General features: G+C 62.2%; 28 protein-coding genes. 17 read left to right on the top strand and 11 right to left on the bottom strand.

Annotated elements, in window-relative coordinates; genetic code table 11:
- Window positions 1-45: 45 nt before the first annotated feature.
- Entirely contained in the window at window positions 46-570 is a 525-nt protein-coding gene (locus NKG95_RS07900) for an invasion associated locus B family protein (RefSeq protein ID WP_023716918.1), read from the bottom strand.
- 371 nt (window positions 571-941) lie between these two features.
- Here NKG95_RS07900 and coxB point away from each other — a divergent pair, with 371 nt between their 5' ends.
- From coxB to NKG95_RS07840, 12 genes are all read left to right on the top strand, one after another.
- Complete coding sequence (coxB, locus tag NKG95_RS07895) at window positions 942-1,820, top strand: cytochrome c oxidase subunit II (protein WP_023716919.1); 879 nt, start codon at window positions 942-944, stop codon at window positions 1,818-1,820.
- A 38-nt stretch (window positions 1,821-1,858) separates the two neighbouring features.
- Window positions 1,859-3,511 carry a cytochrome c oxidase subunit I gene (gene ctaD, locus NKG95_RS07890; RefSeq protein WP_023716920.1) on the top strand — a complete coding sequence of 551 codons (1,653 nt, stop codon included), beginning with the start codon at window positions 1,859-1,861 and terminating at the stop codon, window positions 3,509-3,511.
- Window positions 3,512-3,587: 76 nt separating this feature from the next.
- Window positions 3,588-4,532, top strand: a complete 945-nt coding sequence (locus NKG95_RS07885) for a heme o synthase (protein ID WP_352483710.1) — start codon at window positions 3,588-3,590, stop codon at window positions 4,530-4,532.
- On the top strand, window positions 4,529-4,696 hold the full coding sequence (locus NKG95_RS07880; protein WP_023716922.1) for a cytochrome c oxidase system small membrane protein: 168 nt from the start codon (window positions 4,529-4,531) through the stop codon (window positions 4,694-4,696). The genes NKG95_RS07885 and NKG95_RS07880 overlap by 4 nt, the downstream gene beginning before the upstream one ends.
- 7 nt (window positions 4,697-4,703) lie before the next feature.
- Window positions 4,704-5,336, top strand: coding sequence for a cytochrome c oxidase assembly protein (locus tag NKG95_RS07875; RefSeq protein ID WP_353040369.1), 633 nt, complete (start codon window positions 4,704-4,706; stop codon window positions 5,334-5,336).
- 1 nt (window position 5,337) lies between these two features.
- Complete coding sequence (locus NKG95_RS07870; RefSeq protein ID WP_023716924.1) at window positions 5,338-6,219, top strand: cytochrome c oxidase subunit 3; 882 nt, start codon at window positions 5,338-5,340, stop codon at window positions 6,217-6,219.
- A gap of 111 nt (window positions 6,220-6,330) precedes the next feature.
- Window positions 6,331-6,717 (top strand): DUF983 domain-containing protein, encoded by a 387-nt coding sequence (locus NKG95_RS07865; RefSeq protein WP_023716925.1) that lies wholly within the window; start codon window positions 6,331-6,333, stop codon window positions 6,715-6,717.
- A complete protein-coding gene (locus tag NKG95_RS07860) occupies window positions 6,714-7,469 on the top strand; it encodes an SURF1 family protein (RefSeq protein WP_352483708.1) in 756 nt (251 codons plus the stop codon). Before NKG95_RS07865 ends, NKG95_RS07860 begins: the two co-directional genes overlap by 4 nt.
- Before the next feature lie 107 nt (window positions 7,470-7,576).
- The gene (gene ispH, locus NKG95_RS07855) at window positions 7,577-8,581 is read left to right on the top strand and encodes a 4-hydroxy-3-methylbut-2-enyl diphosphate reductase (RefSeq protein WP_352814262.1); all 1,005 of its coding nucleotides are present in this window, start codon (window positions 7,577-7,579) and stop codon (window positions 8,579-8,581) included.
- A 5-nt stretch (window positions 8,582-8,586) separates the two neighbouring features.
- A complete protein-coding gene (locus tag NKG95_RS07850; RefSeq protein ID WP_352814260.1) occupies window positions 8,587-9,549 on the top strand; it encodes a homoserine kinase in 963 nt (320 codons plus the stop codon).
- Entirely contained in the window at window positions 9,546-10,073 is a 528-nt protein-coding gene (gene rnhA / locus NKG95_RS07845; RefSeq protein ID WP_352483707.1) for a ribonuclease HI, read from the top strand. Before NKG95_RS07850 ends, rnhA begins: the two co-directional genes overlap by 4 nt.
- Before the next feature lie 42 nt (window positions 10,074-10,115).
- The gene (locus NKG95_RS07840) at window positions 10,116-10,709 is read left to right on the top strand and encodes a histidine phosphatase family protein (RefSeq protein WP_352639232.1); all 594 of its coding nucleotides are present in this window, start codon (window positions 10,116-10,118) and stop codon (window positions 10,707-10,709) included.
- Between the two features lie 5 nt (window positions 10,710-10,714).
- On the opposite strand, the gene NKG95_RS07835 is transcribed toward NKG95_RS07840, so the two are convergent.
- From NKG95_RS07835 to NKG95_RS07825, 3 genes are all read right to left on the bottom strand, one after another.
- A complete protein-coding gene (locus NKG95_RS07835) occupies window positions 10,715-11,194 on the bottom strand; it encodes a DUF2938 domain-containing protein (protein WP_353040368.1) in 480 nt (159 codons plus the stop codon).
- A 146-nt stretch (window positions 11,195-11,340) separates the two neighbouring features.
- Window positions 11,341-11,841: a peroxiredoxin gene (locus NKG95_RS07830; RefSeq protein ID WP_023716932.1), complete on the bottom strand. Its 501-nt coding sequence runs from the start codon at window positions 11,839-11,841 to the stop codon at window positions 11,341-11,343.
- An 83-nt stretch (window positions 11,842-11,924) separates the two neighbouring features.
- Window positions 11,925-12,731: a protein-disulfide reductase DsbD domain-containing protein gene (locus NKG95_RS07825; RefSeq protein WP_023716933.1), complete on the bottom strand. Its 807-nt coding sequence runs from the start codon at window positions 12,729-12,731 to the stop codon at window positions 11,925-11,927.
- Between the two features lie 147 nt (window positions 12,732-12,878).
- Between NKG95_RS07825 and NKG95_RS07820 the strand changes: the two genes are divergently transcribed.
- Window positions 12,879-13,487: a YqgE/AlgH family protein gene (locus NKG95_RS07820; RefSeq protein WP_023716934.1), complete on the top strand. Its 609-nt coding sequence runs from the start codon at window positions 12,879-12,881 to the stop codon at window positions 13,485-13,487.
- Window positions 13,488-13,510: 23 nt separating this feature from the next.
- Here the strand turns inward: NKG95_RS07820 and NKG95_RS07815 are convergent, their stop codons facing one another.
- From NKG95_RS07815 to thrC, 4 genes are read right to left on the bottom strand one after another with little or no spacing between them, the layout of a single operon-like run.
- Window positions 13,511-16,399, bottom strand: a complete 2,889-nt coding sequence (locus NKG95_RS07815; RefSeq protein ID WP_023716935.1) for an EAL domain-containing protein — start codon at window positions 16,397-16,399, stop codon at window positions 13,511-13,513.
- Window positions 16,400-16,401: 2 nt separating this feature from the next.
- On the bottom strand, window positions 16,402-16,998 hold the full coding sequence (locus NKG95_RS07810) for a GNAT family N-acetyltransferase (RefSeq protein ID WP_353040367.1): 597 nt from the start codon (window positions 16,996-16,998) through the stop codon (window positions 16,402-16,404).
- A gap of 15 nt (window positions 16,999-17,013) precedes the next feature.
- Window positions 17,014-18,306, bottom strand: coding sequence for a M16 family metallopeptidase (locus tag NKG95_RS07805; RefSeq protein ID WP_352716258.1), 1,293 nt, complete (start codon window positions 18,304-18,306; stop codon window positions 17,014-17,016).
- Between the two features lie 14 nt (window positions 18,307-18,320).
- Window positions 18,321-19,718, bottom strand: coding sequence for a threonine synthase (thrC, locus tag NKG95_RS07800; RefSeq protein ID WP_353040366.1), 1,398 nt, complete (start codon window positions 19,716-19,718; stop codon window positions 18,321-18,323).
- A gap of 128 nt (window positions 19,719-19,846) precedes the next feature.
- Between thrC and NKG95_RS07795 the strand changes: the two genes are divergently transcribed.
- Window positions 19,847-20,551, top strand: a complete 705-nt coding sequence (locus tag NKG95_RS07795; RefSeq protein WP_353040365.1) for a hypothetical protein — start codon at window positions 19,847-19,849, stop codon at window positions 20,549-20,551.
- A gap of 38 nt (window positions 20,552-20,589) precedes the next feature.
- On the opposite strand, the gene NKG95_RS07790 is transcribed toward NKG95_RS07795, so the two are convergent.
- Window positions 20,590-21,279 (bottom strand): HAD family hydrolase, encoded by a 690-nt coding sequence (locus tag NKG95_RS07790; RefSeq protein ID WP_352639125.1) that lies wholly within the window; start codon window positions 21,277-21,279, stop codon window positions 20,590-20,592.
- 180 nt (window positions 21,280-21,459) lie between these two features.
- On the opposite strand from NKG95_RS07790, the gene NKG95_RS07785 reads away from it, so the two are divergent.
- Entirely contained in the window at window positions 21,460-22,593 is a 1,134-nt protein-coding gene (locus tag NKG95_RS07785; protein ID WP_023716941.1) for a site-specific DNA-methyltransferase, read from the top strand.
- 65 nt (window positions 22,594-22,658) lie between these two features.
- On the opposite strand, the gene NKG95_RS07780 is transcribed toward NKG95_RS07785, so the two are convergent.
- Together NKG95_RS07780 and mutY are read right to left on the bottom strand one after the other, a co-directional pair.
- Window positions 22,659-23,270, bottom strand: coding sequence for an HAD family hydrolase (locus tag NKG95_RS07780; protein ID WP_353040364.1), 612 nt, complete (start codon window positions 23,268-23,270; stop codon window positions 22,659-22,661).
- A gap of 11 nt (window positions 23,271-23,281) precedes the next feature.
- Complete coding sequence (mutY, locus tag NKG95_RS07775) at window positions 23,282-24,394, bottom strand: A/G-specific adenine glycosylase (RefSeq protein WP_352639129.1); 1,113 nt, start codon at window positions 24,392-24,394, stop codon at window positions 23,282-23,284.
- 56 nt (window positions 24,395-24,450) lie between these two features.
- On the opposite strand from mutY, the gene NKG95_RS07770 reads away from it, so the two are divergent.
- Together NKG95_RS07770 and NKG95_RS07765 are read left to right on the top strand one after the other, a co-directional pair.
- Window positions 24,451-24,951, top strand: coding sequence for a DUF721 domain-containing protein (locus NKG95_RS07770; protein WP_023716944.1), 501 nt, complete (start codon window positions 24,451-24,453; stop codon window positions 24,949-24,951).
- A gap of 129 nt (window positions 24,952-25,080) precedes the next feature.
- On the top strand, window positions 25,081-25,809 hold the full coding sequence (locus NKG95_RS07765; protein ID WP_353040363.1) for a DsbA family protein: 729 nt from the start codon (window positions 25,081-25,083) through the stop codon (window positions 25,807-25,809).
- The last annotated feature ends 55 nt before the right edge of the window (window positions 25,810-25,864 follow it).

Raw genomic sequence — 25,864 nt, 5'->3', positions numbered from 1 at the left:
ACCGCGGCCGGTCAACAATCACTGGATCGTGCTACAAGACCGCGTTCAAGGCAGGGCGGCGAAGCCGTCGGCAAAACCCTTGAGGTCGACGGGAATGCCGATGCCTTCTTCGGGCGTCTGGAAGACGATAAAGGTCGCCGACGTACCGGTCTTCAGCGTGTCGAGCAGCGGCTTTTCCAGGATGACCTCGGCATAGCAGCCGTCCTGGAAACAGCGCACGAAATAGGCGCGGCCGATATCCTTGCCGTCGACATTGAGGCCGAGGCCGTTGGGCAACAGCACGCCGAGCGGCGCCAGCACACGAAGGATTTCGGCCTTGTTGTCGGCTGTACGCAGCACGACAACGGAAAGACCCATTTCCGGGCGGTCCTCGGCGACGACGTTCTGCATCATCACGCATTGTTCGGACGTAGCACCGGCCGGCGTATCGCAGATGATCGACCACGCCCCATGCGTCGACTTCACCGTGCCGCTTGGCTGCGCGGCATTGGCCAGGCCGCCGCCTGACAAGGCTATTGCGGCGGCAACAAGGATGACCTCCGCCAAGGTTCTCGAAAGCCAAGCGTTCATGACGGCTCCATTGCGAATCACGGCACTTTAAGCCGCACTAAACCCAAGTAAAGGACGAGACCCCCGCGGTCTGCCCCGACATAGGCGACAATGCGCTTTTCCGTGCCAATTTCGCCCTAATTGCGACGGTTTCGCGCGCCGCGCGGCTCATTCTGCCGGGATGCCGCTCCGGTGATTCGCGACGAGCGGTCACCGCACGAAGCTACAGCCGCGCTTGCGCGCAAAAATGCCGCACGGGTTCCGCCGCTCCTTTCTTGCGGAGGCAAATAGAGTATGGTTTGAACCAGCCTTGAATTGTCCGGGATTCCCGTCCCGGCATTATTCGGCATTCTTGCGGTCCGATCGCGAGGAACTGGGAGATGACGAGGGCGATGAGAAAATTCCTGGCAACCGCCAAAATCGTAGCTAGTGCCGCCGCCACGTTGTTTGCCGCTGCATCCGCTCATGCAGCCCAGCCTCAACCCTGGGAAACCAGTTTTCAGCCTCCGGCGACCGATATTATGAGGCAGATCGAGTGGTTCGGAAACTATTCGTTCGCGTTCATCATTGTGATCACCGCCTTGGTGCTTTTTCTGATCGCCTACTGCATTTTGAAATTCCGGGCGAGCGTCAACCCGACCCCGTCGCGCACCAGCCACAACACGCTGATCGAGGTCATCTGGACTGTCGGTCCCGTCGTCATCCTGCTCTGTCTCGCCATTCCTTCGTTCCAGCTGCTGACCGCGCAATACACGCCGCCGGAAGAAGCCAAGCTGACCGTCAAGGCGACGGGCAATCAGTGGAACTGGGATTACGAATACCAGGTCGACAACACGCTTTCCTTCAATTCCGCGATCCTTCAGGATGCCGACAGGGCTGCTGCCGGCAAGGAAGATCGCGCCGCCTATCCGCGCCTGCTCGCCGTCGACAATGAGATGGTGGTGCCTGTCAACACCATGACCCGCGTGCTGGTGACGGCGACCGACGTCATTCACGCCTTTGCCATGCCGTCCTTCGGCATCAAGACCGACGCGGTGCCGGGCCGCATCAACGAGGTGTGGTTCAAGGCCGACAAGGAAGGCCTCTATTACGGCCAGTGCTCGGAACTCTGCGGCAAGGACCACGCCTTCATGCCGATCGCCATTCGCGTCGTCTCCGATGCGCAATACAAGACCTGGCTGGCGGCAGCCAAGACCGATCTTCCCGGCGCCAACAAGGCGCTGATGGCCGAGGTCGATGGCACGAACAAGGTAGCGGCCGCCGGCAACTGATGCCGCGACCAGAAAAGATTCAGGGAACGGAGCCGACCATGGCAGACGCTGCAGCTCACGACGACCACGACCACAAGCCGTATCATGGCTGGGTCCGGTGGGTATATTCGACCAACCACAAGGACATCGGTACGCTTTATCTGATCTTCGCGATCATGGCGGGCTGCATCGGTGGCGCCTTATCGGTCGTCATGCGCATGGAATTGCAGGAGCCGGGCATCCAGATATTCACTGGCCTGGCACAGATGGTCTACGGCATGAACGGTGACGCCGCCATCGACGGCGGCAAGAGCATGTACAATGCCTTCACCACCGCGCATGCGCTGATCATGATCTTCTTCATGGTGATGCCGGCGCTGATCGGCGGCTTTGCCAACTGGATGGTGCCGATCATGATCGGCGCGCCGGACATGGCGTTCCCGCGCATGAACAACGTCTCGTTCTGGCTGCTGCCGCCGGCTTTCATCCTGCTGATTATCTCGGCCTTCGTCCCGAGTGCGCCGGGCGCCTATGGCGTCGGTGGCGGCTGGACGCTTTATCCGCCGCTCTCGACATCGGGCCAGCCTGGACCGGCCATGGACCTGGCGATCCTTTCAATCCACATCGCCGGCGCCTCCTCGATTCTTGGCGCCATCAACTTCATCACCACCATCTTCAACATGCGCGCGCCCGGCATGACCATGCACAAGATGCCGCTGTTCGCGTGGTCGGTGTTGATCACCGCCTTCCTGCTGCTGCTGTCGTTGCCGGTGCTGGCCGGCGGCATCACCATGCTTTTGACCGACCGCAATTTCGGCACCACCTTCTTCGCCCCGGACGGCGGCGGCGACCCGATCCTGTTCCAGCACCTGTTCTGGTTCTTCGGCCATCCAGAAGTCTATATCCTGATCCTGCCGGGCTTCGGCATCATCAGCCATATCATCTCGACCTTTTCGAGGAAGCCGGTGTTCGGCTATCTCGGCATGGCCTATGCGATGGTTGCCATCGGCGCGGTGGGCTTCATCGTCTGGGCCCACCACATGTACACGACGGGCCTGTCGCTCGACACCCAGCGCTATTTCGTCTTCGCCACCATGGTCATCGCGGTGCCGACGGGCGTGAAGATCTTCTCGTGGATCGCCACCATGTGGGGCGGGTCGATTTCGCTTAAGACCCCGATGCTGTGGGCGATCGGCTTCATCTTCCTGTTCACAGTTGGTGGCGTCACCGGCGTGCAATTGGCCAATGCCGGCCTCGACCGCCCGCTGCACGACACCTATTTCGTGGTTGCGCACTTCCACTACGTGCTGTCACTGGGCGCGGTCTTCGCCATCTTCGCCGGCTGGTACTACTGGTTCCCGAAGATGACCGGCTACATGTATTCGCCGGTGATCGCCAACACCCACTTCTGGGTCACTTTCGTCGGCGTCAACCTGGTCTTTTTCCCGCAGCATTTCCTCGGTCTCTCCGGAATGCCGCGTCGCTATATCGACTATCCCGATGCCTTCGCCGGCTGGAATATGGTGTCGTCCTACGGCTCGTACATCTCGGCTGTCGGCGTCGTCATCTTCCTGTTCGGCGTCTTCGAGGCGTTCCAGAAGAAGCGGGTCGCCGGCGCCAATCCTTGGGGTGAGGGTGCGACCACGCTGGAATGGCAGCTGCCTTCGCCGCCGCCGTTCCACCAATGGGAACAGCTGCCGAAGATCAAGTAGGCGGTTGCCTCCTTTAATACGGAACCGCCGGCCGTCCGGCGGTTTTGGCCAACGGAATGATGGACTCTAAGTACGCATGGCCCTTGCCGAAGACAGACTGATTGACGAGCCGGGCTTCCGCATGTCGGAAGCGACGGCGGGCGATTTCTTCGCCCTGCTGAAGCCGCGCGTCATGTCGCTGGTGGTGTTCACAGCGTTTGTCGGCATGGTCGCCGCCCCGGTGACCATCAATCCGCTGCTGGCGGTGATCGCGATCCTGGCTATTGCCATTGGTGCCGGCGCGTCCGGTGCGCTCAACATGTGGTATGACGCAGACATCGATGCGGTGATGACGCGCACCGCCGGCCGTCCCGTGCCGGCCGGCCGCATACGGCCTGGCGAGGCATTGAGCTTCGGGCTGGTGCTGTCGGTTCTGTCGGTGATGACGCTCGGCGTGCTGGTCAACTGGTTGGCCGCATCGCTTCTGGCCTTCACCATCTTTTTCTATGCCGTCATCTACACGATGTGGCTGAAGCGCTGGACGCCACAGAACATTGTCATCGGCGGTGCTGCCGGTGCCATTCCGCCGGTCATCGGCTGGGCGGCGGTAACCGGATCGGTCAGCCTCGAAAGCTTGGTGCTGTTCCTGATCATCTTCCTGTGGACGCCGCCGCATTTCTGGGCGCTCGCGCTCTTCAAGTCGGAGGACTATGCCAAGGCAGGCATTCCGATGATGCCGAATGTCGCCGGCCAGGCTTCGACCAGACGCCAGATCTTTGCCTATGCGCTGGTCCTCGCACCGGTTGGCGTGCTGCCATGGGTTCTCGGCTTCACCACGCCAGCCTATGGCGTCGTTGCATTGCTGCTCGGCGCCGGCTTCGTCTGGTATGCGTGGAAGGTGCTGCAAATGGCCGATGACGACCGGGCGATGAAGCCGGCCAAGGCCCTGTTCGGCTATTCGCTGCTCTATCTCTTCGCCATCTTCGCCGCCTACCTTGGCGATTGCGTCGTCGCGCGCGCGCTGACCATCGGTGGAGCATGAGCATGGCCGAAAAGAAGCTTGAACTGGTCACGCTGACCGACCGTCAGCAGAAGGCCCGCCGCAATCGCTCGGCCGCAATCGGCTTCGCGCTGGCGGCGCTGGTCGTCATATTCTACGTCGCGACCATCGTGAAATTTGGTCACAGCGTCACCGGTTCGATGTGAGCTGAACATGACCAGGCAAACAGTCACCGATCCTACGAAGAAGAATACGAACCGCGTCGTCGCCGGCGTCTGCATCGCGTTCTTCGGCGGCATGATCGGCATGGCCTATGCCGCAGTGCCGCTCTACGCGATGTTCTGCCAGGCGACAGGCTACGGCGGCACCGTTAAACGGGCGACCCAGCAATATGCCGATCGGGTGCTCGACCGTGACATCACCATCCGCTTCGATGCCAACACCGTCGGCATTCCCTGGCAATTCCAGCCGGTCGCCCGCTCGATCACCATCAAGATCGGCGAAACAGCCGAGGCGCATTTCAGCGCGACCAACAAATTCAGCCGGCCCATCACCGGACGCGCCACCTTCAACGTACAGCCTGAACTGGCCGGACCTTACTTCAACAAGGTCGAGTGTTTCTGCTTCACCGACACGACGCTGAAGCCGGGCGAGACGTTGGACATGCCGGTCGTGTTCTATGTCGATCCCGACATCGTCAACGCGCCGGAACTGAAGGATTTGAGGACGATTACCCTGTCCTATACGATGTTCCCGGTCGACAAGACCAAGCCGGTCGCATCATCGGTGCCGGCCGACGGCCGCCGCAAAAAGAGTTCAGATACCGAAGCAAGCCTCGGGGGTTGATATGGCAGACGCACACGCAAAACCACAACATGACTACCACCTCGTCGACCCGAGCCCATGGCCTTTCCTGGGCTCCGTCGGGGCGCTGGTGACCGCGATCGGCGGCGTCTGTTACATGCAATATCTCAAGGGCGGCGATTTCCCCATCTTCGGTTTCAACATCGCCAATCCATGGTTGTTCTTCATCGGCCTGCTGATCGTCATCTACACGATGTTCGCCTGGTGGTCTGATACGATCAAGGAAGCGCATGAGGGACACCACACTCGTGTCGTGTCGCTGCATCTGCGCTACGGCATGATCATGTTCATCGCCTCCGAGGTGATGTTCTTCGTCGCCTGGTTCTGGGCCTTCTTCGACGCCAGCCTGTTCCCCGGCGAGGTCCATCAGTATGCCCGTACCGCCTTCACCGGCGGCGTCTGGCCGCCCAAGGGCCTCGAAGTTCTCGACCCTTTCCATCTGCCGCTTTACAACACCGTCATCTTGCTCCTGTCGGGCACCACGGTGACCTGGGCGCACCACTCGCTCATCCACGGCGACCGCAAAGGGCTGATCAATGGCTTGGTGCTGACCGTCGGCCTCGGCATGCTGTTCACCATGGTGCAGGCCTACGAGTACATGCATGCGCCATTCGGCTTCAGGGATTCGATCTACGGCGCCACCTTCTTCATGGCGACCGGCTTCCATGGTTTCCACGTCATCATCGGCACTATCTTCCTGCTGGTCTGCCTGATCCGCGCCATGAAGGGCGACTTCACGCCCAAGCAGCATTTCGGCTTCGAGGCCGCCGCCTGGTACTGGCATTTCGTCGACGTGGTGTGGCTATTCCTGTTTGCCTCGATCTATGTCTGGGCATCGAACGGCGCAATGATCGAACCGCACTGACATTGGCCCGAGGAAATGGGCCCGAGGAAAATGGGGCCGAGGAAATAGACAAGGCGGCTGCGGCGACGTGGCCGCCTTATCTTTTGCGGCAAATGCTCCTAGGATGACCCCATGAGCGACGACAAGGCGATCTGGCCACCAATCGATCCGATCTCGGCCGGCCTGCATGGCCGCTGCCCCCGCTGTGGCGAGGGCAAGCTGTTCTCCGGGTTCCTCACAGTCGGCGATCGCTGTACCAATTGCGGCCTCGATTATTCCTTCGCCGATGCCGGCGACGGGCCGGCGGTGTTCGTTATTCTGATCATCGGCTTCATCGTCGTCGGCCTGGCGCTGTGGATGGAGGTGACGCTCAATCCGCCGCTCTGGCTGCATCTGTTGCTGTGGATTCCGCTGACGCTGGTGCTGTGCCTGGCGGCGCTCAGGCTGATCAAGGGCGTGCTGCTGACGCTGCAATACCGCAACAAGGCGGCCGAGGGCCGGCTGGACCGCGGCGAATGAGCGAGGCATCAGGTTTGGTGGCCGGCCGGTCGCGGCCGAAACGCGCATTGGCGCTCGGCCTGGGTATCGTCGTGTCTTTGATCCTGCTGGCGCTCGGCACCTGGCAGGTTCAGCGCCTGCACTGGAAAGAGGGCCTTCTCCAGACGATCGACCAGCGCACGCATTCGGCGCCTGTGCCATTGGCCGAGGTCGAAAAGCGGTTTGCTGCCACCGGCGACGTGGACTACACGCCGGTGATAGTGACCGGCACTTTCCTGCATCAAGGCGAACGGCATTTCCTCGCCACCTGGGAAGGCCAGTCCGGCTTCGATGTCTTCACGCCGCTGCAACTCGAGGATGGCCGTTTCGTGCTGATCAACCGCGGCTTCGTGCCCTACGATTTCAAGGACCCCGCCAAGCGGCCGCAGGGGCAGGTGACGGGCAAAGTGACGGTGACGGGGCTCGCCCGCAACCCGCTGCCGGCCAAGCCCTCGATGATGCTTCCCGACAATGATCCGCAGAAGAACATCTTCTACTGGAAAGATCGTGACGCGATGGCCTCGAGCGCCGGCCTGCCGGCAGGTGCGGCGCTGGTGCCGATCTTCATCGATGCGAACGCCGCCGCCAACCCCGGCGGGCTGCCCGTCGGCGGCGTCACCGTCATCGACCTGCCGAACAGCCATCTGCAATATGCGATAACCTGGTACGGCCTTGCCGTCGCCCTTGCCGGTGTCCTGATCTCCTGGCTCCGCCGCCCGGCGAAAGACCAATGATCGCCGCCACTACCCTTGACAGGGCAGGGCCGCACACCTCATTTCGCGCCTTGAGCTCAGAAGTCATAGTCCGATCAACCGGCCTACAATCAGCGTAAGATGCAATCATGCTTCAGACAAAGCCACCGCTGACCATCCGGCTCTGCCAGCCGCGCGGTTTCTGTGCGGGCGTTGACCGTGCCATCCAGATCGTCGTGCTGGCGCTCAAGAAATATGGCGCGCCGGTTTATGTCCGCCACGAGATCGTGCACAACCGCTACGTCGTCGAAGGGCTGCAAAGCCTCGGCGCGGTGTTCATCGAGGAGCTCTCCGAGATCCCGCCCGAGCATCGCCAGAGCCCGGTCGTCTTTTCGGCGCATGGCGTGCCGAAATCGGTGCCGGCCGACGCCCGGTCCCGCAACCTGTTCTATCTCGACGCGACGTGCCCGCTGGTCTCGAAAGTCCACAAGCAGGCAATGCGCCATCAGCGGCTTGGCCGCCACGTGCTTTTGATCGGCCATGCCGGGCATCCTGAGGTGATCGGCACAATGGGCCAGTTGCCGGACGGCGCGGTCACTCTGATCGAGACCGAAGCCGACGCCGCAAGCTTCGTGCCCGTAGACCCGCGAGCGCTCGGTTTCGTCACCCAGACGACGCTGTCGGTCGAGGACACCGCCGGCATCATCCGCGCCCTGCAGCAACGTTTTCCCGAGCTGCACGCGCCGGCGGCGGAATCGATCTGCTATGCCACCACCAATCGCCAGGAGGCGGTCAAGGAAACAGCAGCCGGCGCCGATCTTTTCCTGGTCGTCGGTGCGCCCAACTCCTCCAACTCGCGACGCCTGGTCGAAGTGGCCGAGCGCGCCGGCGCCTCGATGTCACTTCTCGTGCAGCGCGCCTCCGAAATTCCATGGAATGACATTGCCGCCATCTCGACGCTCGGCCTGTCGGCGGGCGCCTCGGCGCCGGAGATCATCGTCGACGAGATTGTCGATGCCTTCCGGCAGCGCTTCGACGTGACCATCGAGCTGGCCGTGACGGCGACGGAGACAGAGGATTTTCCGGTGATGCGGGTGTTGCGCGATGTCGAACTGACGGCAGCCGACATGGCCTTCGTCAATGGGGCTGCGTAGCAACGATGGCGGTCTACACCGATGTCAATGAGGGCGAGCTCGGCGAGTTCCTCAGGAACTATCCGGTCGGCGATCTCTTGTCCTACAAGGGCATCGCCGAAGGCACCGAAAATTCGAATTTTCTGCTGCACACCAGCAGCGGCTCCTACATACTGACGCTTTACGAGAAGCGCGTCGACAAGGCTGACCTGCCGTTCTTTCTGGGCCTCATGGCCCACCTCGCCAGAAAGGGCATTTCGTGCCCGCTCCCGGTCACCGCGCAGGATGGCGGTGTGATCGGAACGCTTGCCGGCCGGCCGGCGGTCATCATCACCTTCCTTGAGGGTCTATCGCTGCGGCGGCCGACAGCTGGGCATTGCGGCGAGGTCGGCAAGGCTCTGGCGGCACTGCATCTCGCCGGCGCGGATTTCCCGATGACCCGCCCCAACGCCCTTGCCATCGATGGCTGGCGCAAGCTGTGGAACGCCGCCCACGCCCGCGCCGATGAGGTCGAGCCGGGATTGGCGGCCGAGGTCGATGCCGATTTCGCCGATTTCGAGCGGAACTGGCCGAACGGTCTGCCGCAGGGCATCATCCATGCCGATCTTTTCCCGGACAATGTATTCTTCCTCGGCGAGAAACTGTCCGGGCTGATCGACTTCTATTTCGCCTGCAACGACCTCTACGCTTATGATGTTGCCACGTGCCTCAACGCCTGGTGCTTCGAGAAGGATTTTTCCTTCAATCTGACCAAGGGCACGGCGTTGCTTGCCGGCTACCAAAGCGTGCGGCCGCTGAGCAGCGACGAGAAAGCGGCGCTGCCGATGCTGGCGCGCGGTTCGGCGCTGCGCTTCATGCTGACCCGGCTCTACGACTGGCTGACGGTCCCGGACGGCGGGCTTGTGATGAAACGCGACCCGACCGAATATATCCGCCGGATGCGCTTCCATCGGGCGATCAACTCTCCTTCCGAATATGGACTAACATGACCAAGCGCGTTGAAATCTTCACCGATGGTGCCTGTTCGGGCAATCCCGGGCCTGGCGGCTGGGGCGCGGTCTTGCGCTTCAACGGTGTCACGAAAGAACTGTCGGGCGGCGAGGCTGCCACCACCAACAACCGTATGGAACTGTTGGCGGCCATCTCGGCGCTTAATGCGCTCAAGGAGCCCTGCGCCGTCGATCTTTATACCGACAGCAACTATGTCAAGGACGGTATTTTCAGCTGGATCGACGGCTGGAAGCGCAACGGCTGGAAGACGGCCGCCAGGCAGCCGGTGAAGAATGCCGAGCTGTGGCAGCAGCTCGATGCAGCGCGTAACCGCCATCAGGTCACCTGGCATTGGGTCAAGGGCCATGCCGGCCATCCCGAGAACGAGCGCGCCGACGAATTGGCGCGGCTCGGCATGGCGCCATTCAAGAAAGGGCTCGTCAAGACTGTGGCACCAGTACCAGGTTCGCAGTCAAAGCAGCCGACGACCACAAAGGCGCGGCGCTCGACCCAAAGCTATTGAATTCCGGCTGCGGGTCCGCTCTCTGGCAGGAAGAGCTCTATCATGCCGATCGCATACTACATCACGCATCCCCAGGTTCAGGTCGATGCCAACGTTCCAGTGGCGGAATGGGGACTATCCGACGTCGGGCGAGCGAGAACATCGGCAATGCTCGATCAGCCGTGGGTTGGGTCGATTCGGCGGATCGTGTCATCGGGTGAACGCAAGGCGATAGAAACCGCCGAGATACTCGGAAGGCATCTCCGCCTTGCGATCGAGGTGAGGGAAGGGATGCATGAGAATGACCGATCGGCAACCGGTTTCCTGCCGCCTTCCGAGTTCGAAGCGGTCGCCGACCAATTCTTCGCCAATCCAAACAGCAGCATTCGTGGATGGGAGCGAGCTATCGATGCCCAGCGTCGTATTCTAAGCGAGGTAGACACTGTGCTAGGCACCGACGCCGCTGTCGACGTCGCATTCATAGGGCACGGAGGTGTCGGAACGCTCCTGCTGCTCTCTTTGAGCGGTCGGGAAATCAGCCGCGAGGCGGATCAGCCAGCGGGCGGCGGGAACTACTTCGCATACGATACCGGTGCGCGTCGCGTTATCCATGGATGGCAGCCGATCGACAGGCCGGCGCAGCGCCGCGACGGCTGACTTGGCTATCGGATGAGCAGGGCGGTGCCGAACAGTCCGAGCGCGAACACCGTGTGCGACACCAGATTGAGGGCGCGGACCTGCGTTGGATTGAGGCGCTTCGAAGCGGCCCAGCCGGCACCCATGCCGGGCGCCAGCAGAAACCAACCGGCGCCGACGGTGACGATGCCGAGGATAAAGGCCGGCAGGAAGGTTGGCGCGGTGAGCCAGGCCGTTCCGGCCAGCACGACCAGTATGATGCCGTAGACGATGCCGACAGCATAATGAAAGGCCCAGCCAAGTGCAGATTCATGCGCATAGGGCGAGGCCTCGCCAATGTCGTCATGGAAGACCTTGCCTTCCCTGAGATGCCAGACCCAGCGGCCGACCAGCCCCCAGTTCGGCCGCGGCTGAGCAAACGCCTTGTTCAGGAAAATCGCCCAGATATCCATAAGCGCGGTTGCGCCGATACCGATCGCGACAGCGCGCCAAAAGATGTCAGACATAACCGAGGTCCCAAAAAGCAAGCAGTCCCGAAGCGCCAACGCATGGCCCTGAAAACCGGGTCGGCTTTCGGAAGGATCATGCGCCGATGAAAAGGCGGCATCCTTTGAACGCGTAGCGCTCGAAGGCGCCCTTTGTCATCCCTGGCCTAGGCTGTCGCCAAGACGGAAAGCTGTCCGAGAATGTGAGCCGCACCGGACTCGTCGACGCCGGGCTTTGTCTCGACATTGAGTGCGGTGACCTTGCCGTCATCGACGATCATCGAAAAACGCCTCGAGCGCAGCCCCATGCCGCCGCTGGAGAGGTCGGCGTCGAGGCCGACCGATTTGGCGAAATCGCCATTGCCATCGGCAAGATAAAGTATTTTGCCTTCACCGCCGCTGAAGCGAGCCCAGGCTCCCATGACGTGAACATCGTTGACCGAGACGACGGCGATAGTGTCGACGCCGCGCGCCAGGATGGCGTCGTAATTATCCAGGTAGCCCGGCAGGTGATTATTGCTGCAGGTCGGCGTGAAAGCGCCTGGAACGCCAAACAGCACGACCGTCTTTCCTGAGAATATCTCGCCCGTCGTGATCGGCTTTGCACCGTCGGCGGTCATTGTCTTGAAGGTCGCACCCGGCAGTTTGTCGCCAACGGAGATCGTCATGATGGTCCTCGCTTGAGAATGGAAAGGGAGTGTCCTTGCGATAGCGAACTAAGGCGCGCCCGGCAACCGTCCAGACGTTGGCATCACGGAAAAGGCAGCAGGCCTTCGACCGCGCCAGCGGCACTTGTCAGTGTGTAGTGAAGGCCGCCATCGGTTGGCGTTGTCGACGGCCTGTCGAGGATCGGCACCGTAAAGATCAGCTTGCCATCCTTTTCGCTGCGGGTCGGGGCACCGAACATGTAGTCGCGTTCGCCGGCAACGAAGAAGTCGGCGGCCTCGGGAGTGCCCGGAAAGCTCGCTTCGACAATCAGGGTTTCGTGATCGCCCGGCAGTACGTTTATTCCGAAATCGGGCGTTGCCGTGGCGGGCAGAGTTGCAAGGCCTGCCTTGACCAGTGCCGCATCCTCGGCGTTGTCGGGATCGGCGCCGGGATCGATGGTCAGCCTTGTCTGCACCGGGATGCAGATGGTTTCGCAAATGCCGAGGAAGATGTCCGCATCGATGACGGCCGGCTGGCCGGGTGCAGCAAGCGTGAACGTCACCGGCAATGAAACCGGGTGGTCGTAGCCGGCCCATTTGCCATAGCCGTCATCGTGGCGCTGCGGCGGCGGAAACGAAAGCGTCGCGTCGGCAATGTTGGTGCTGGCCGAGATGTCGATCTGTGGCGGCACGCCCGCATCGCCCGGATCGCGCCAATAGGTCTTCCAGCCTGGCTTCAGCGCAATGTCGAGGACACCTTGGAGACGCCCGGCCTCGTCGGCTTTGCCGCTCGTCACCAGCCGCACCCGGCCGCCTTCGCTATTGTACCAGGCCGACGAGGAGGCTGAGGCGGGGAGGCAGGTCGCCGACCCAATGGCCACGCCAAGCAGCAGGATTTTCAAGCTTTGCATGGCGATGATTTGATCGTCTATTGATGGCCGCACAATGATTTCATGACGCCGCCGGCATCATATTTGCGTGACCTTTGACTTAAGAGCCTGATCAAATCGGGCGCCGCCCATCTTTTCGGCGCCCTGGAAACGCGTTACGCTGTGGTCATGGATTTGTTGCGTCATAAAAAGACGGCCGCAGGACCCGGCTTTCTCGACGACCAGTTCCTGATTGCCATGCCCGGCATGAAGGACGACCGCTTCACGCGCTCCGTCATCTACATTTGCGCGCACAGCGACGAAGGCGCGATGGGGTTGATCATCAACCAGACGCAGCAGATGCTGTTTCCGGACCTGCTCGTGCAACTCGGCATCATGAACGAACTGGAGGCAATTCGCCTGCCGCCGCCGGCGCGCGACTTCGTCGTGCGCAATGGCGGACCGGTGGATCGCAGCCGCGGCTTCGTCCTGCATTCGGGCGACTACCGGGTGGAATCCTCGCTCGCCGTGTCCGACGACGTCTGCCTGACTGCGACCGTCGACATATTGCGCGCCATCTCCTCCGGCCGCGGACCCCGGCGGGCTCTGATGGCGCTCGGCTATGCCGGCTGGGGTGCGGGTCAGCTTGAAAACGAGATCGTCGAGAATGGCTGGCTGACTTGCCCGGCTAGTGCCGAGCTTCTGTTCGACGCCGACATCGACCGCAAATACGACCGGATCCTTGCCTCGATCGGCATCGATCTCGCGCATCTCAGCCTGGCTGCCGGTCACGCCTGAACCTCATTACGTCCCGAAATTTGTCACGCCTGAGTGAGCGGATACTGTTCCTTCAGCGTCTTCAGCACCTGGTCGCCCGGCATCGGCGCTCCGAACATGAAACTCTGCACGTATTCGCAGCCCATCTGCCGCAACTCCAGCGCATCGCTCTCGTCCGAAATGCCTTCGGCGACAACCGACAGGCCGAGTTCATGCGCCATGTTGACCATGGATTTGAGCAGCACCGCGCGTTTCGGCGTCGCGTCGTCGACGAAGCTCTTGTCGATCTTGATGGTGTCGAATGGAAAGCGCGTCAGATAGGCCAGCGATGAATAGCCGGTGCCGAAATCGTCCAGCGACAGGCCGATGCCAAGCTGCTTCAGCTTGGTCAGCACATGGGCGGTCTGCTCGGGATTGTCCATCACCAGCGATTCGGTGAGTTCGAGCCGGAAGCAGCGCGGTTTCAGATTGGCCCGCGCGATCACCGAGCGGACGTCGCTGACCAGGTCGCGGCGGATGAGCTGACGGCTGGACAGATTGACCGAGACCGACAGCGGCGCATCGCCGATCTGCTTTTGCCATCCTGCCAGGTCTTCGGCAGCCTGTTGCATGGCAAACAGGCCAAGCTGCACGATCAGGCCGCAGTTTTCGGCGACCGGGATGAAATCCGCCGGCGGGATCATGCCGCGACGCGGATGGTCCCAGCGCAGCAGCGCTTCGAAGCCGGCAACGCTGCCGTCCTCCAGCCGCACGATTGGCTGGTAGGCAAGCGTGAATTCGCGTCGTTCGATAGCGCGGCGCAGATCGGACTCGAACTGCAGCCGGTCGGTGCCGACGGTGCGGAAGGCTGGCCGGAACGGCTCGATCCTGTCGCCGCCGAAGCGCTTGGCCTGATGCATGGCAAGCTCGGCATCCTTGACCATGTCCTCGGCCGAGGTCTGCGTGGAGGTCCAGGTGATCAGCCCGATCGAGGCAGTCAGCACGATCTCGCGCTTAGCGAAGGTGATCGGGTTGTTGATGGCGTGCTTGATGGCATCGGCAATGGCCGCGATGCGAGCCGGATCCTGCTCCGACAAAAGCATCAGCGCGAACTGGTCGCCGGCAAATCGCGACAGCGAATCCTTCGGCTTGAGCAGCCGGTGCAGCCGGCGCGCGATGGTCAAAAGGATGGTGTCGCCGGCCGAGATGCCGAGCCCGTCATTGACCTGCTTGAAGCGGTCGATGTCGATGACGAAGACGGTCGGGCGCACCTTCTCTTCGGTGCGGGCGATCGAGATGATCGCCTCCAGCCGGTTCATGAACAGCTCGCGGTTGGGCAGGCCGGTCAGATTGTCATGTACGGCGTCATGCAGCAGCCGTTCCTCGGACTTCTTCTGCTCCGTCACGTCGACCATGGTGCCGACGCAGCGGATGACCTCGCCGTCCGAGCCGATCACCGGCCGGGCGCGCAGCGAAAACCAGTGATAGTGCCCGTCGGCGCCGCGCAGGCGGAAGTTTTGCGACACCCGGCCGCGCCGGTGCTCGAGCACCACGTCGAGTGTCGTACGAAACGTGTCGCGGTCGTCGGCATGCAGCACCGGCAGCCAGTTGCGGGCAGGGCCGCCGAGGCTGTTGGGCGCAAGGCCGAGCTGAATGCTGACGTCGGGACGAGTGACGACACGGTCGCGCAGCACGTCCCAGTCCCACACGGTATCGCCCGATCCGGCAACCGCCAACGCCTGCCGCTCGAGGTCGGAGAACAGGCCCTGATGCAGGGCGCCGCCGGCAAAAGCGTGCTGCATCACGGTGAAGCCGATCAGCAGGATGATGAGGATCAGCCCACCGCCCAGCGCCGGCTGGGCGATATCGTTGTCCAGCATGCCGGTGATTGCCATCCACGATCCGCATAGCCACAGCAGAACCATCACCCAACTGGGCACCAGCATGATGGCGCGGTCGTAACCGCGTATACCGAGGAAGATGATCAGGCCGAGCCCGGTCAGCGCGGTGGCTGCGAAGGACAGCCTGGCAATGCCGGCGGCAACCGCCGGATCGACGATGGCAACGCCGGCGATCAGCACCAGCCCGAGGATCCAGACCAGTGCGCCGTAGCTGAAATGGCCGTGCCATCGGTTGAGGTTGAGATAGGCAAACAGGAACACCACGAAGGTCGCCGCAAGCGCCACCTCCGTTCCGGCGCGCCACATCTGCTCATTGCCCGGGGATATTTCTATGATCTTGTTGAGAAAGCCGAAATCGACGCAGATATAGGCAAGCACCGCCCAGGCTAGGGCCGCCGTCGCCGGGAACATCGAGGTCCCCTTGACGACGAAAAGAATGGTCAGGAACAGCGCCAGCAGGCCGGCGATGCCGATGACGATGCCACGAAACAGCGTGTAGGAATTGACCGAGTCCTTGTAGGATTCGGGGTCCCACAGATAGACCTGCGGCAGCTTGGGCGAGGCGAGCTCGGCGATGAAGGTAATCACCGTTCCGGGGTTCAGCGTCACCCGGAACACGTCGGCGTCGGGGCTGGTCTGGCGGTCGAGCGCAAAGCCTTCGCTGGGCGTGATCGCGGCGATACGGGTCGAGCCGAGATCCGGCCAGAACAGGCCGGAATTCACCAGCCGGAAATGCGGTGCGACAATCAGCCTGTCGAGCTGCTGATCGGTGGTATTGGCGAGCGCGAACACCGCCCAGTCGCCGGTCGAGCGCGCGTCATTGGCCTCGACCTCGATTCGCCGCACGATGCCGTCCGGGCCGGGTGCCGTTGAGACTTGGAAATTCTCGCCCTGGTTGCGGTAGATTTCAACGGCACCCGAAAGGTCGAGCGCCACGTCGTCGCGGGCAATCTTGATCGGTTCGACCGCAAACGCCGAGGATGCCGCGCAGAGCGTGACGATTGCCGCCAGCATAAGGGCAAGCAGCGACCCGTTGCGCAGAAAATTCGTCAAAATCAGCCCTTTGTTCCAACGCCCGGCGGATCGTCCGCGATTCGGGCGTATAGGTAATGGTCCTGCCAGATGCCGTTGATCCTGAGATAGGATCGTAGCAGTCCTTCGCGCCGGAATCCGGCTTTTTCAAGCACGCGGATCGACCGGGCGTTATCGGGGATACAGGCAGCTTCGATCCGGTGCAACCGCAGCGTTTCGAAGGCGAAACGCGTCACCACCTTGACGGCATCGGTCATCAGGCCGCGTCCGCTGAAGCGCTCGCCGATCCAGTAGCCGATATGGCCGCTTTGGGCGACCCCGTGGCGGATATTGCCGAGGGTGATACCGCCGCCAAGCTTGCCGCTGCTTTTCTCGAAGATGAAGAAGGCGATCGCCGTCCCCTGCGCATAGTCCTCGCGGTAGCGGCCGATACGATGCCGCCATGCGGTGCGGTCGAGCTCGTCAGGGGTCCATCGCGGCTCCCACGGCTCAAGGAAGGCGCGGCTTTCGCCGCGCAGCACCGACCACTCGCGATAGTCGTTGGTCAGCGGCACACGCAGCGTGACAAGGTCGCCCTTCAGTGCCGGCAGGTCGCGGCGAAAGAAAGGGAGCGCGAACACGACGCTCGAATAAGCTTAGACGGCAAGCTTACGGGCAGTGGTCTGCGAGCCCGAAAGCGAATCGAGGATCGCTTCATAGGGCGCGAGCGTACCCACCGGCCCGACGGCTGTAAGCGTCGGCTTCGTCGAAAAAAGCCGCGACGACAGATCCGTCAGCCGCTCGACCGTCAGCGCCGACAGCCGCTCCATCAGCTCTTCCTTGGCGATCGGCCTGCCGAACAGAAGCAACTGCCTGGCGATCTGCGAGGCGCGGCTGGCCGGGCTCTCGGCCGACATGATCAGCCCGGCGCGGTATTGGGCACGCGCCCGGTCGAGCTCCTCCTGCAGGATGTTTTCGCCGGCCTTTTGCAGCTCGTCGATGATCACAGGCACCAGCTCGGCGATATCGCTTTGTCCGGTTGCCGCATGGACCCCGAAGACGCCGGTGTCGGAAAAACCCCAATGGAAGGCATAGACCGAATAGCACAGGCCGCGTTTTTCGCGGACTTCCTGGAAAAGCCGCGACGACATGCCGCCGCCGAGGATCATCGACAGGACCTGAGAGGCATAGAAATCGCGGACGTGATAGGCACGGCCCTCGAAACCCAGCACGATCTGGGCGTCCATCAGGTCGCGGTCTTCGCGAAAATCGCCGCCGACATATTGCGCATATTGCGGGATGGTGCCGTCGGCCTTGCCGCGGAAGCCGCCGAGACGCTTTTCGACCTCGCGCACGAAATCGTCGTGCTTGATGTCGCCGGCCGCCACCATCACCATGTTCTCGGCGCCGTACTGCCGTTCGATGAAGTCGTGCAGCTGCTTCGAAGTGAAGGATTTGACGGTTTCCGGCGTGCCGAGTATCGAGCGGCCGATAGTCTGGTGGCGGAAGGCGGTCTCGGTAAAGTGATCGAAAACTACATCGTCGGGCGTATCGTGCGCGGCGCCGATCTCCTGCAGAATCACATGCTGCTCGCGCTCCAGCTCCTGCGGATCGAATTCGGAGTCCTGCAGGATGTCGGAAAGGATATCGACCGCCAGCGGCACATCGTCGCTCAGAACCCTTGCATAATAGGAGGTCGTCTCGACGCTGGTCGCGGCATTGATCTCGCCGCCGACGTCCTCGATCTCCGAGGCGATCTCGAAGGCGCTTCGCCGCCTGGTGCCCTTGAAAGCCATGTGCTCGAGCAAGTGCGCCATCCCGTGCTCTTCGTCACGCTCGTTGCGTGCGCCCGACTTGACCCAGGCACCAAGGGCAACAGATTCGAGGCTTGGAAGGGTTTCGGTGGCGACTGTCAGGCCGTTCGACAGACGGCTTACCTCAACACCCATATGGCAATTACTCCCTAACGCGCCGCCCGCGTGTGGCGGCCGACATAATCTTCCACCATTTTCAGGTCGGATGGAAGTACCGTGTATTTTTCCTCGGCGCTCATCAACCCGCCTAGCCACGCGGGGAGAGCAGGCGACACGTCGCTGGCAGCTTCGACGGCCGCCGGAAACTTTGCCGGGTGCGCAGTGCCCAGCACCACCATCGGCACCCCACCGGCGGCTTTGCCGGCGGCCACGTGCACGGCTGCGGCGGTGTGCGGGTCGAGCAGATAGCCGCTCACCGCAAGTGTGGTGCGGATTGTGGCGGCGACCTCGTCCATGGTGGCGCGGCCGGCGTCGAATTCGGAGCGGATCTTGGCGATTTCGCCCGCCTCGATGGTGAAGGCGCCGGACTGCTTGAGCCCGTTCATGTAGCGCCGCACGGTCGAGGCATCGCGGCCGGACGCCTCGAACAGCAAGCGTTCGAAGTTCGAAGACACCTGGATGTCCATCGAGGGCGACGTGGTCGAAAAGACCCCTTTCATGCGGTATTCGCCGGTCGCCAGCGTGCGCGCCAGAATATCGTTGTCGTTCGTGGCGATGATCAGCCGCTCGATCGGCAATCCCATCTTCTTGGCTGCGTAGCCGGCGAAAATGTCGCCGAAATTGCCGGTCGGCACCGTGAAGGAAACCGGCCTGTCGGGCGCGCCAAGCGACAGCGCGGAGGAGAAATAATAGACGATCTGGGCCATGATGCGGGCCCAATTGATCGAATTGACGCCGGATAGCGACACCCGGTCGCGAAAACCGTGGTCGTTGAACATGTCCTTCACCAGGCCCTGGCAGTCGTCGAAATTGCCTTCGATCGCCAATGCGTGGACGTTTGCGGCGGTCGAGGTCGTCATCTGCCGCTGCTGCACCGGCGAGACGCGGCCGTGCGGGAAAAGCACGAAGATGTCGGTGCGGTTGCGCCCGGCAAAGGCATCGATGGCGGCCCCTCCGGTGTCGCCGGAGGTGGCGCCGACAATGGTGGCGCGCTGGTCGCGCTCGGCCAGCACATGGTCCATCAGCCGCGCGAGAAGCTGCATCGCCACGTCTTTGAACGCGAGCGTCGGGCCGTGGAAGAGCTCGAGCACGAAGCTGTTCGGCCCGCTCTGCACCAGCGGGCAGACGGCCTCATGGCGGAAGGTCGCATAGGCTTCGCGCACCAGCCGTTCGAACACCGGCGCCACGATCTCGCCACTGAGGAACGGCGACAGCACGCGGATGGCAAGATCGGGATAGGCAAGGCCGCGCATGGCGCGGATCTCGGCTGCAGAAAAATTCGGCCAGGCGCTCGGCAGATAGAGCCCGCCGTCGCGGGCCAGCCCGGCCAGCACCGCGTCGGAAAATCCAAGCGCGGGCGCTTCCCCGCGGGTACTCACATATTGCATCGTCACGTTTCCATTGCTGCCGGGAATCTTCGCCCGCCGTAAGGTGGTGGATTTCTGCGCTGGCTCAGTCGCATTTTTGCCGCGCGGTTGATATACGTCACCGGCTTTGCGAGAGGGAAGTGCAGTTCATGGCGTTTCATTCATTCAACGGTCGTTTTGTCGCGGGTCTGGCGCTCACCGGCTTTATGCTTGCCGCCGCAGGCTGCCAATCGAGCGACAATGGCATTCTCGGCTTCGGCAAGAAGGATACGACGCCGCCACCGCCACCCGACCCCAAGGTGCTTTCCAGCCAGCTGCAGGCCTATTGCCCGAAAGTGACGTTGCGTGACGGCACCGCCTTCTTCAATACCTACGCCAAGAGCGGTCCGAAGCCGAAGAAAAAAACCGATGTTGCCGCCGAGGATGCCCAAGCCGCCCAGCCGGCAGCGGACGCGGCTGGCGTCGATCAGCCGGATGATTCCGCCAAGATCATCTATCAGGCTTCGATCACCGATGTGACCCGCGACTGCAGCCGCGCCAACGGCTCCTTGTCGATGAAGATAGCCGTTGCCGGCAAGGTCGTGCCTGGCCCGATGTTCGCCCCCGGTACCATCACCATGCCGATCCGTATCGCGGTGATGCACGGCACCGAAGTTCTCTATTCGCAGCTTCATTCCTATCAGGTCCAGGTTACCGATCCCTCGAGTGCCACGCAGTTCGTCTTCACCGATTCCAACGTCGTCGTTCCGGAGCCGACGGCGCGGGACTACCAGGCATTTGCCGGGTATGATGAGGGCGCTCCGAAAGGGGCGTCGGACAAGCCGAAGAAGAAGAAAGCCGCCGCGACCAACTGAGCCGGTGCATTCGCGCCACGGCGGTTGGAGGCGGCCTCTCAGGCGTCCGCCGACCATTCCGACAGCGCGGCGATCACGCTTTTCAGTTCCGCCCAGCGGCGGATGACCGTTTCGGCACCGGCCTCGGTCAGCGCATCGGCGTGGCCGGGATAACTGTGCGCCGCGCCGGTGAAGCCGATGACGCGCATTCCCGCCGTCTTGGCGCCGGTGACGCCATGCACGGAATCCTCGATGACGAAGGTGTTCGCAGGATCGGCCTTGAGCTTTTCCGCGGCGAACCGAAACACATCGGGCGCCGGCTTGGTTTTCCCGGTCGGGGTTTCCAGCGAGGAAAAGATGCGGCCGGCGAAGAATGGCAAAAGCTGCACCTTCTCTAGCATGAATTCGATCCGCTCCGAACGCGAATTCGAACAGACGCAGCGCGGCACTGTTACCGCGGCGACAGCCTCGTGCGCCCCGTCGATGGCACGCACGTCGCTGCGCAGCCGGCGATCGACCAGCTGTTCCTCCTTGTCGATCAGCGAGGCCTGGAACGGGATCCGGGACTTTTCCTCGACCCGCATCATGATGTCCTTGAAAGTCAGCCCGGCATAGACCTCGGAAATCTCCTCCGCCGATATCTCATAGCCGGCCGAGGTCAAAAGCTCGGCATCGATGCGTGCGGCGATGATTTCGGAATCGACGAGCACGCCGTCGCAATCGAAGATGACAAGGTCTGGCTGGGGCATGGTGATCCGGAAAGCGGGATGAAGGGAATGCCGAGAGGCCTTTGGTCCAAACGGCTCAGGCGGCGCGGCATACACCAACAGGGCGGGCTTCGCAAATTCGGCAGTATGCTTCACTGAATATTTACGCTGATCGGTAACCATAACGGACAGTAAACAGTAACGCGTGCCCTGGGTGTCATAATGTCTGCCGTGCGTCTTCTCGACGAGCTTTCCGATGCTCCCCAGCAATCCGAGTGGCTGGATACCATCCTGAAGGGCGACTGCGTCGCCGCGCTCGAACGGCTGCCGGAAAAGTCGATCGACGTGATCTTTGCCGATCCGCCTTACAATCTGCAGCTCGATGGCGATCTGCACCGGCCCGACCAATCCAAGGTCGATGCCGTCGACGACCATTGGGACCAGTTCGACAGTTTTGAGGCCTACGACGCCTTCACCCGCGCCTGGCTGCTGGCGGCGCGCCGCGTGTTGAAGCCCAACGGTACGATCTGGGTCATCGGCTCTTACCACAATATTTTCAGGGTCGGCGCCAAGATGCAGGACCTGGGCTTCTGGATCCTCAACGACGTCGTCTGGCGCAAGACCAATCCAATGCCCAATTTCCGTGGCCGCCGTTTCCAGAATGCCCATGAGACGATGATCTGGGCATCGCGCGACCAGAAGGGCAAGGGTTATACCTTCAACTACGAGGCGCTGAAGGCGTCGAACGACGACATTCAGATGCGCTCCGACTGGTTGTTTCCGATCTGCACTGGCGGCGAGCGCCTGAAAAACGACAATGGCGATAAATTGCATCCGACGCAGAAGCCGGAAGCGTTGCTTGCCCGCGTCATGACGGCATCGACCCGGCCCGGCGACATCGTGCTCGATCCCTTCTTCGGTTCAGGAACCACCGGTGCGGTGGCCAAACGGCTTGGCCGCCACTTCGTCGGCATCGAGCGTGAGCAAGCCTATATCGATGCCGCCATGGAACGCATCGATGCGGTCCGGCCGCTGGACGGCGCCAATTTGACAGTGCTGACCGGCAAGCGCGCCGAGCCGCGCGTCGCCTTCGTCACCCTGCTCGATAATGGCCTGGTGGCACCCGGCGCCACGCTCTACGACGCCAAGAAGCGCTGGGCGGCCAAGGTGCGTGCCGACGGCACGCTGGCGATCGGCGACAGTGCCGGGTCGATCCACAAGATCGGCGCTGAGGTACAGGGGCTGGACGCCTGCAACGGATGGACCTTCTGGCATTATGAGCGCAGCGGAGGCCTGACCCCGATTGACGAGCTTCGCCGCATTGCGCGGCTAGGCATGGAACGGGCAGGGGCCTGACGGTTTCTGAGTTGCGACAGATCAGTTAATGCGAAGGCTCAGCCAGTCCCTGGAAGCGATTCAAATCACACCTTGATCCCAAGACGCGCAAGGTCCGCCCTGAGCGTCTTTGCATCGGTGAACAGCACCGACTGCCAGCCGGCCGCCTTGGCGCCGTCGACATTTTTCTGGCTGTCGTCGATGAATAGCGTGGCTGACGGTTCGAGGTCGAACGCGGTGACGTGGTGATCATAGATGGCGCGATCCGGCTTGATTAGCCCGATCTCGGCTGACACGGTGATGCCGCGCGGGCGCTCCAGGAACGGAAAGCGGTCGCGCGCTTCGCGGAACGTATCGTCAGCCCAGTTGGTCAGCAGCGTCACATCGTGGCCCGTGTCGATCAGGCGCTCCATGATGGCTACGCTGTCATCATAGGCATGCGGTGCCATTTCGTGCCAATGGCGGCGGAAATTGCGGATATTCTGTTCGTGATCCGGGTACTGGGCGATCAGTAGCGTCTCTGCCTCTTCCCAGGTCCGGCCGCGGTCCTGCTCGATGTTCCAGTCATGCGTGCAGACATTGTCGAAGAACCATTTCCGTTCGTCTGGATCGGGGATCAAGCGGCTGAAGGGCAGGTTCGGATCATAGTGGATCAGCACTTTGCCGATGTCGAAAACGATGTGGCGGATTTCGGACATTCTTCTCTCTTTCAATGCGGCCGCTGCTTCTTCGTCGCGCCCGGTATCGCCGCTTCGATTACCTTTTTCATGACGCTCGGCAGCGCTTCCCCGGAAATTTCATGGGCCAGCGACCAGAAATGCCCGGGCGGGGCGGCGCTGTCGGTCTCCGCCTTGAACACGTCGAGTTCGAGCGCAAAATGGGTAAAGACATGGCCGATGCGTCCGGCCTGCCGCCAGTCGCCGGGGAACGGGGCTGCCGCTTCCGTTGTGGCGCCGTCGATGCGCGCGGTCCAGCCGGTCGTCGGCACTTCGGTCATGCCGCCCAGCAGGCCTTTTTCGACGCGCTTGCGCAAAAGCACGGCGCCGTCGCCCCTGACGGCGACGAAAGCGGCGCCGCGGCGCAAGGGTTTCTCGGCCTTGGGCAGGCGGACCGGAAAGCGCTCGGGATCGCCCGAGATTGTGGCGCTGCAATCCTGCCTGACGGGGCAAAGCATGCAGCGGGGCCGGCGCGGCGTGCAGATCGTCGCGCCCAGGTCCATCATCGCCTGCGCGAAGTCGCCGGGCCTTGTCCCGGGAACCATGTGCTCGACGTGGCTGCGTATCTCGCCCTTGGCTTCGCCCAGCGGCGTGGCGATCGAAAACAGCCGTGAGACGACCCGTTCGACATTGCCGTCGACGACCGCGGCTGGTCGGTCGAAGGCGATCGCCGCGATCGCCGCTGCCGTATAGGCGCCGATACCGGGCAGTTCCTTCAAGCCGGTCTCACTGTCCGGAAAGCGGCCGCCTAGCCGCGCGACGAGATCGGCGCAAGCCTTGAGGTTGCGGGCGCGAGAATAATAGCCGAGCCCGGCCCAGGCCTTCATGACGTCTTCGATCGGTGCCGCCGCCAGTGCCTCGACAGTTGGCCACTTCTGCACGAACGCCCGGAAATAGGATTTTACCGCCTCGACCGTGGTTTGCTGCAGCATCACCTCGGAAAGCCAGACCAGATAGGGATCGGGCTGCGCGCCGCCTGCCAGCGCGCGCGGCGGAACGCGCCAGGGCAGGTCGCGGTGATGCGCGTCGTACCAGCCAAGCAGCCGGAACGCGATCTCGCCATTGTCTCCGGATACGGCCTTGCGGGTCTGGTCGTGCAGTGCCATTGATCGAGGGTCGGCCCTAATCCACTGGTGCTGAAGCTGGTGACTGGAGAACGCACATGGCAGGGAAAAGGCCCTTCGGCAATCCCGTTCCGGTGAGCGATCTCGCAACCGAGATCCTCGACCCGGTGCTGCGCAAGCGGGCCGGCATGTCGATCGGGCTGGTTCAGTCGTGGGAAGAGATTGCCGGGCCGCGGCTTGCCGGCCGCTCGCGCCCGGAAAAGATCCAGTGGCCACGCCGCATGCACGAGGACGATCCGTTCGAGCCGGCGGTGCTGGTGATTGCCTGCGAGGGTGTGGCGGCACTGCATCTGCAGCACGAGACCGGCGAGATCATCAACCGGGTCAATGCGTTTCTCGGCTTCAATGCGATCGGCCGGATCAGGATCGTGCAGAAACCGGTAATGACTGGCAAGGAAAAGCCGAAACCCATTTTGCGGCCGCTGACCGTGGCCGAGAAGGCGAAGCTGTCGGGCACTGTCGGTTTGATCGAGGACGACGGGCTGCGCGCCTCGCTGGAGCGGCTTGGCGCCACCATTCTAGGCCAAAGGAAGCCGTAATCTCGCGCTATCGTGATGGCATGCTCGAATTTGCCGATTGGAATAGGGGTGGCAATGCCTTAATTCGCGCCAACTCTCGCTTTTTGTAGCCTTTGCATTGCAAAATCCAACTATTGCCAGGTGATTCGTATGATCCGTTCCTTGTCCCGCAGAAATCTCTTGTCGTCGCTCGCCGCCATACCAGCGGTGGCGCTGCTTGCCGCCTGCAGCGATTCCGGCGAGAAAGCCGAGGCGCAGGATGTGAAGCCTGCGGCTCCGGCGGAACCTGCGAAGCCGGCCGCTCCAGCCGCCGCCAAAGCGCCTGAAGCTCAGGGCACGGTGGATATGGCAGCCTTGTTGAAGCCCGGCGCGCTGCCCGACATGCAGCTCGGCAAGGACGACGCAAAGGTCACCATCGTTGAATATGCATCGATGACCTGCCCGCATTGCGCGCATTTCGCCGAGACCACTTTTCCGGAGCTGAAGACGAAATATATCGACACCGGCAAGGCCCGTTACATCCTGCGCGAATTTCCGTTCGACCCCAGCGCCGAGGCCGGTTTCATGCTGGCGCGCTGCTCCAAGGACAACTATTTCCCGATGGTCGACGTGCTGTTCAGGCAGCAGGCGAACTGGGTTGGTGTGAACAATACCAAGGACGCACTGCTGCAAATCGCCAAGCTTGCCGGTTTTACACAGGAGTCCTTCGAGGCCTGCTTGACGGACCAGAAGCATCTGGACGATGTGAGATCCGTCCAGAAGCGCGGCGCCGACGAATTCAAGGTCGATTCCACACCGACCTTTTTCATCAACGGAAAGACCTACAAAGGGGCGATGTCGATTGCGGAAATGTCGGCCATCATCGACCCTCTGCTCTGACGTTTCGGCAGCGCCGAAGCGGCTGCGCTTCGGCGTGCGCACTTCTTTGTCTTGC

Source organism: Mesorhizobium sp. M1423, assembly GCF_040317575.1.
Lineage (GTDB): Bacteria > Pseudomonadota > Alphaproteobacteria > Rhizobiales > Rhizobiaceae > Mesorhizobium.
Note: the sequence above shows the minus strand (reverse complement) of the source record. Positions and strands in the feature narration are given on the sequence as shown.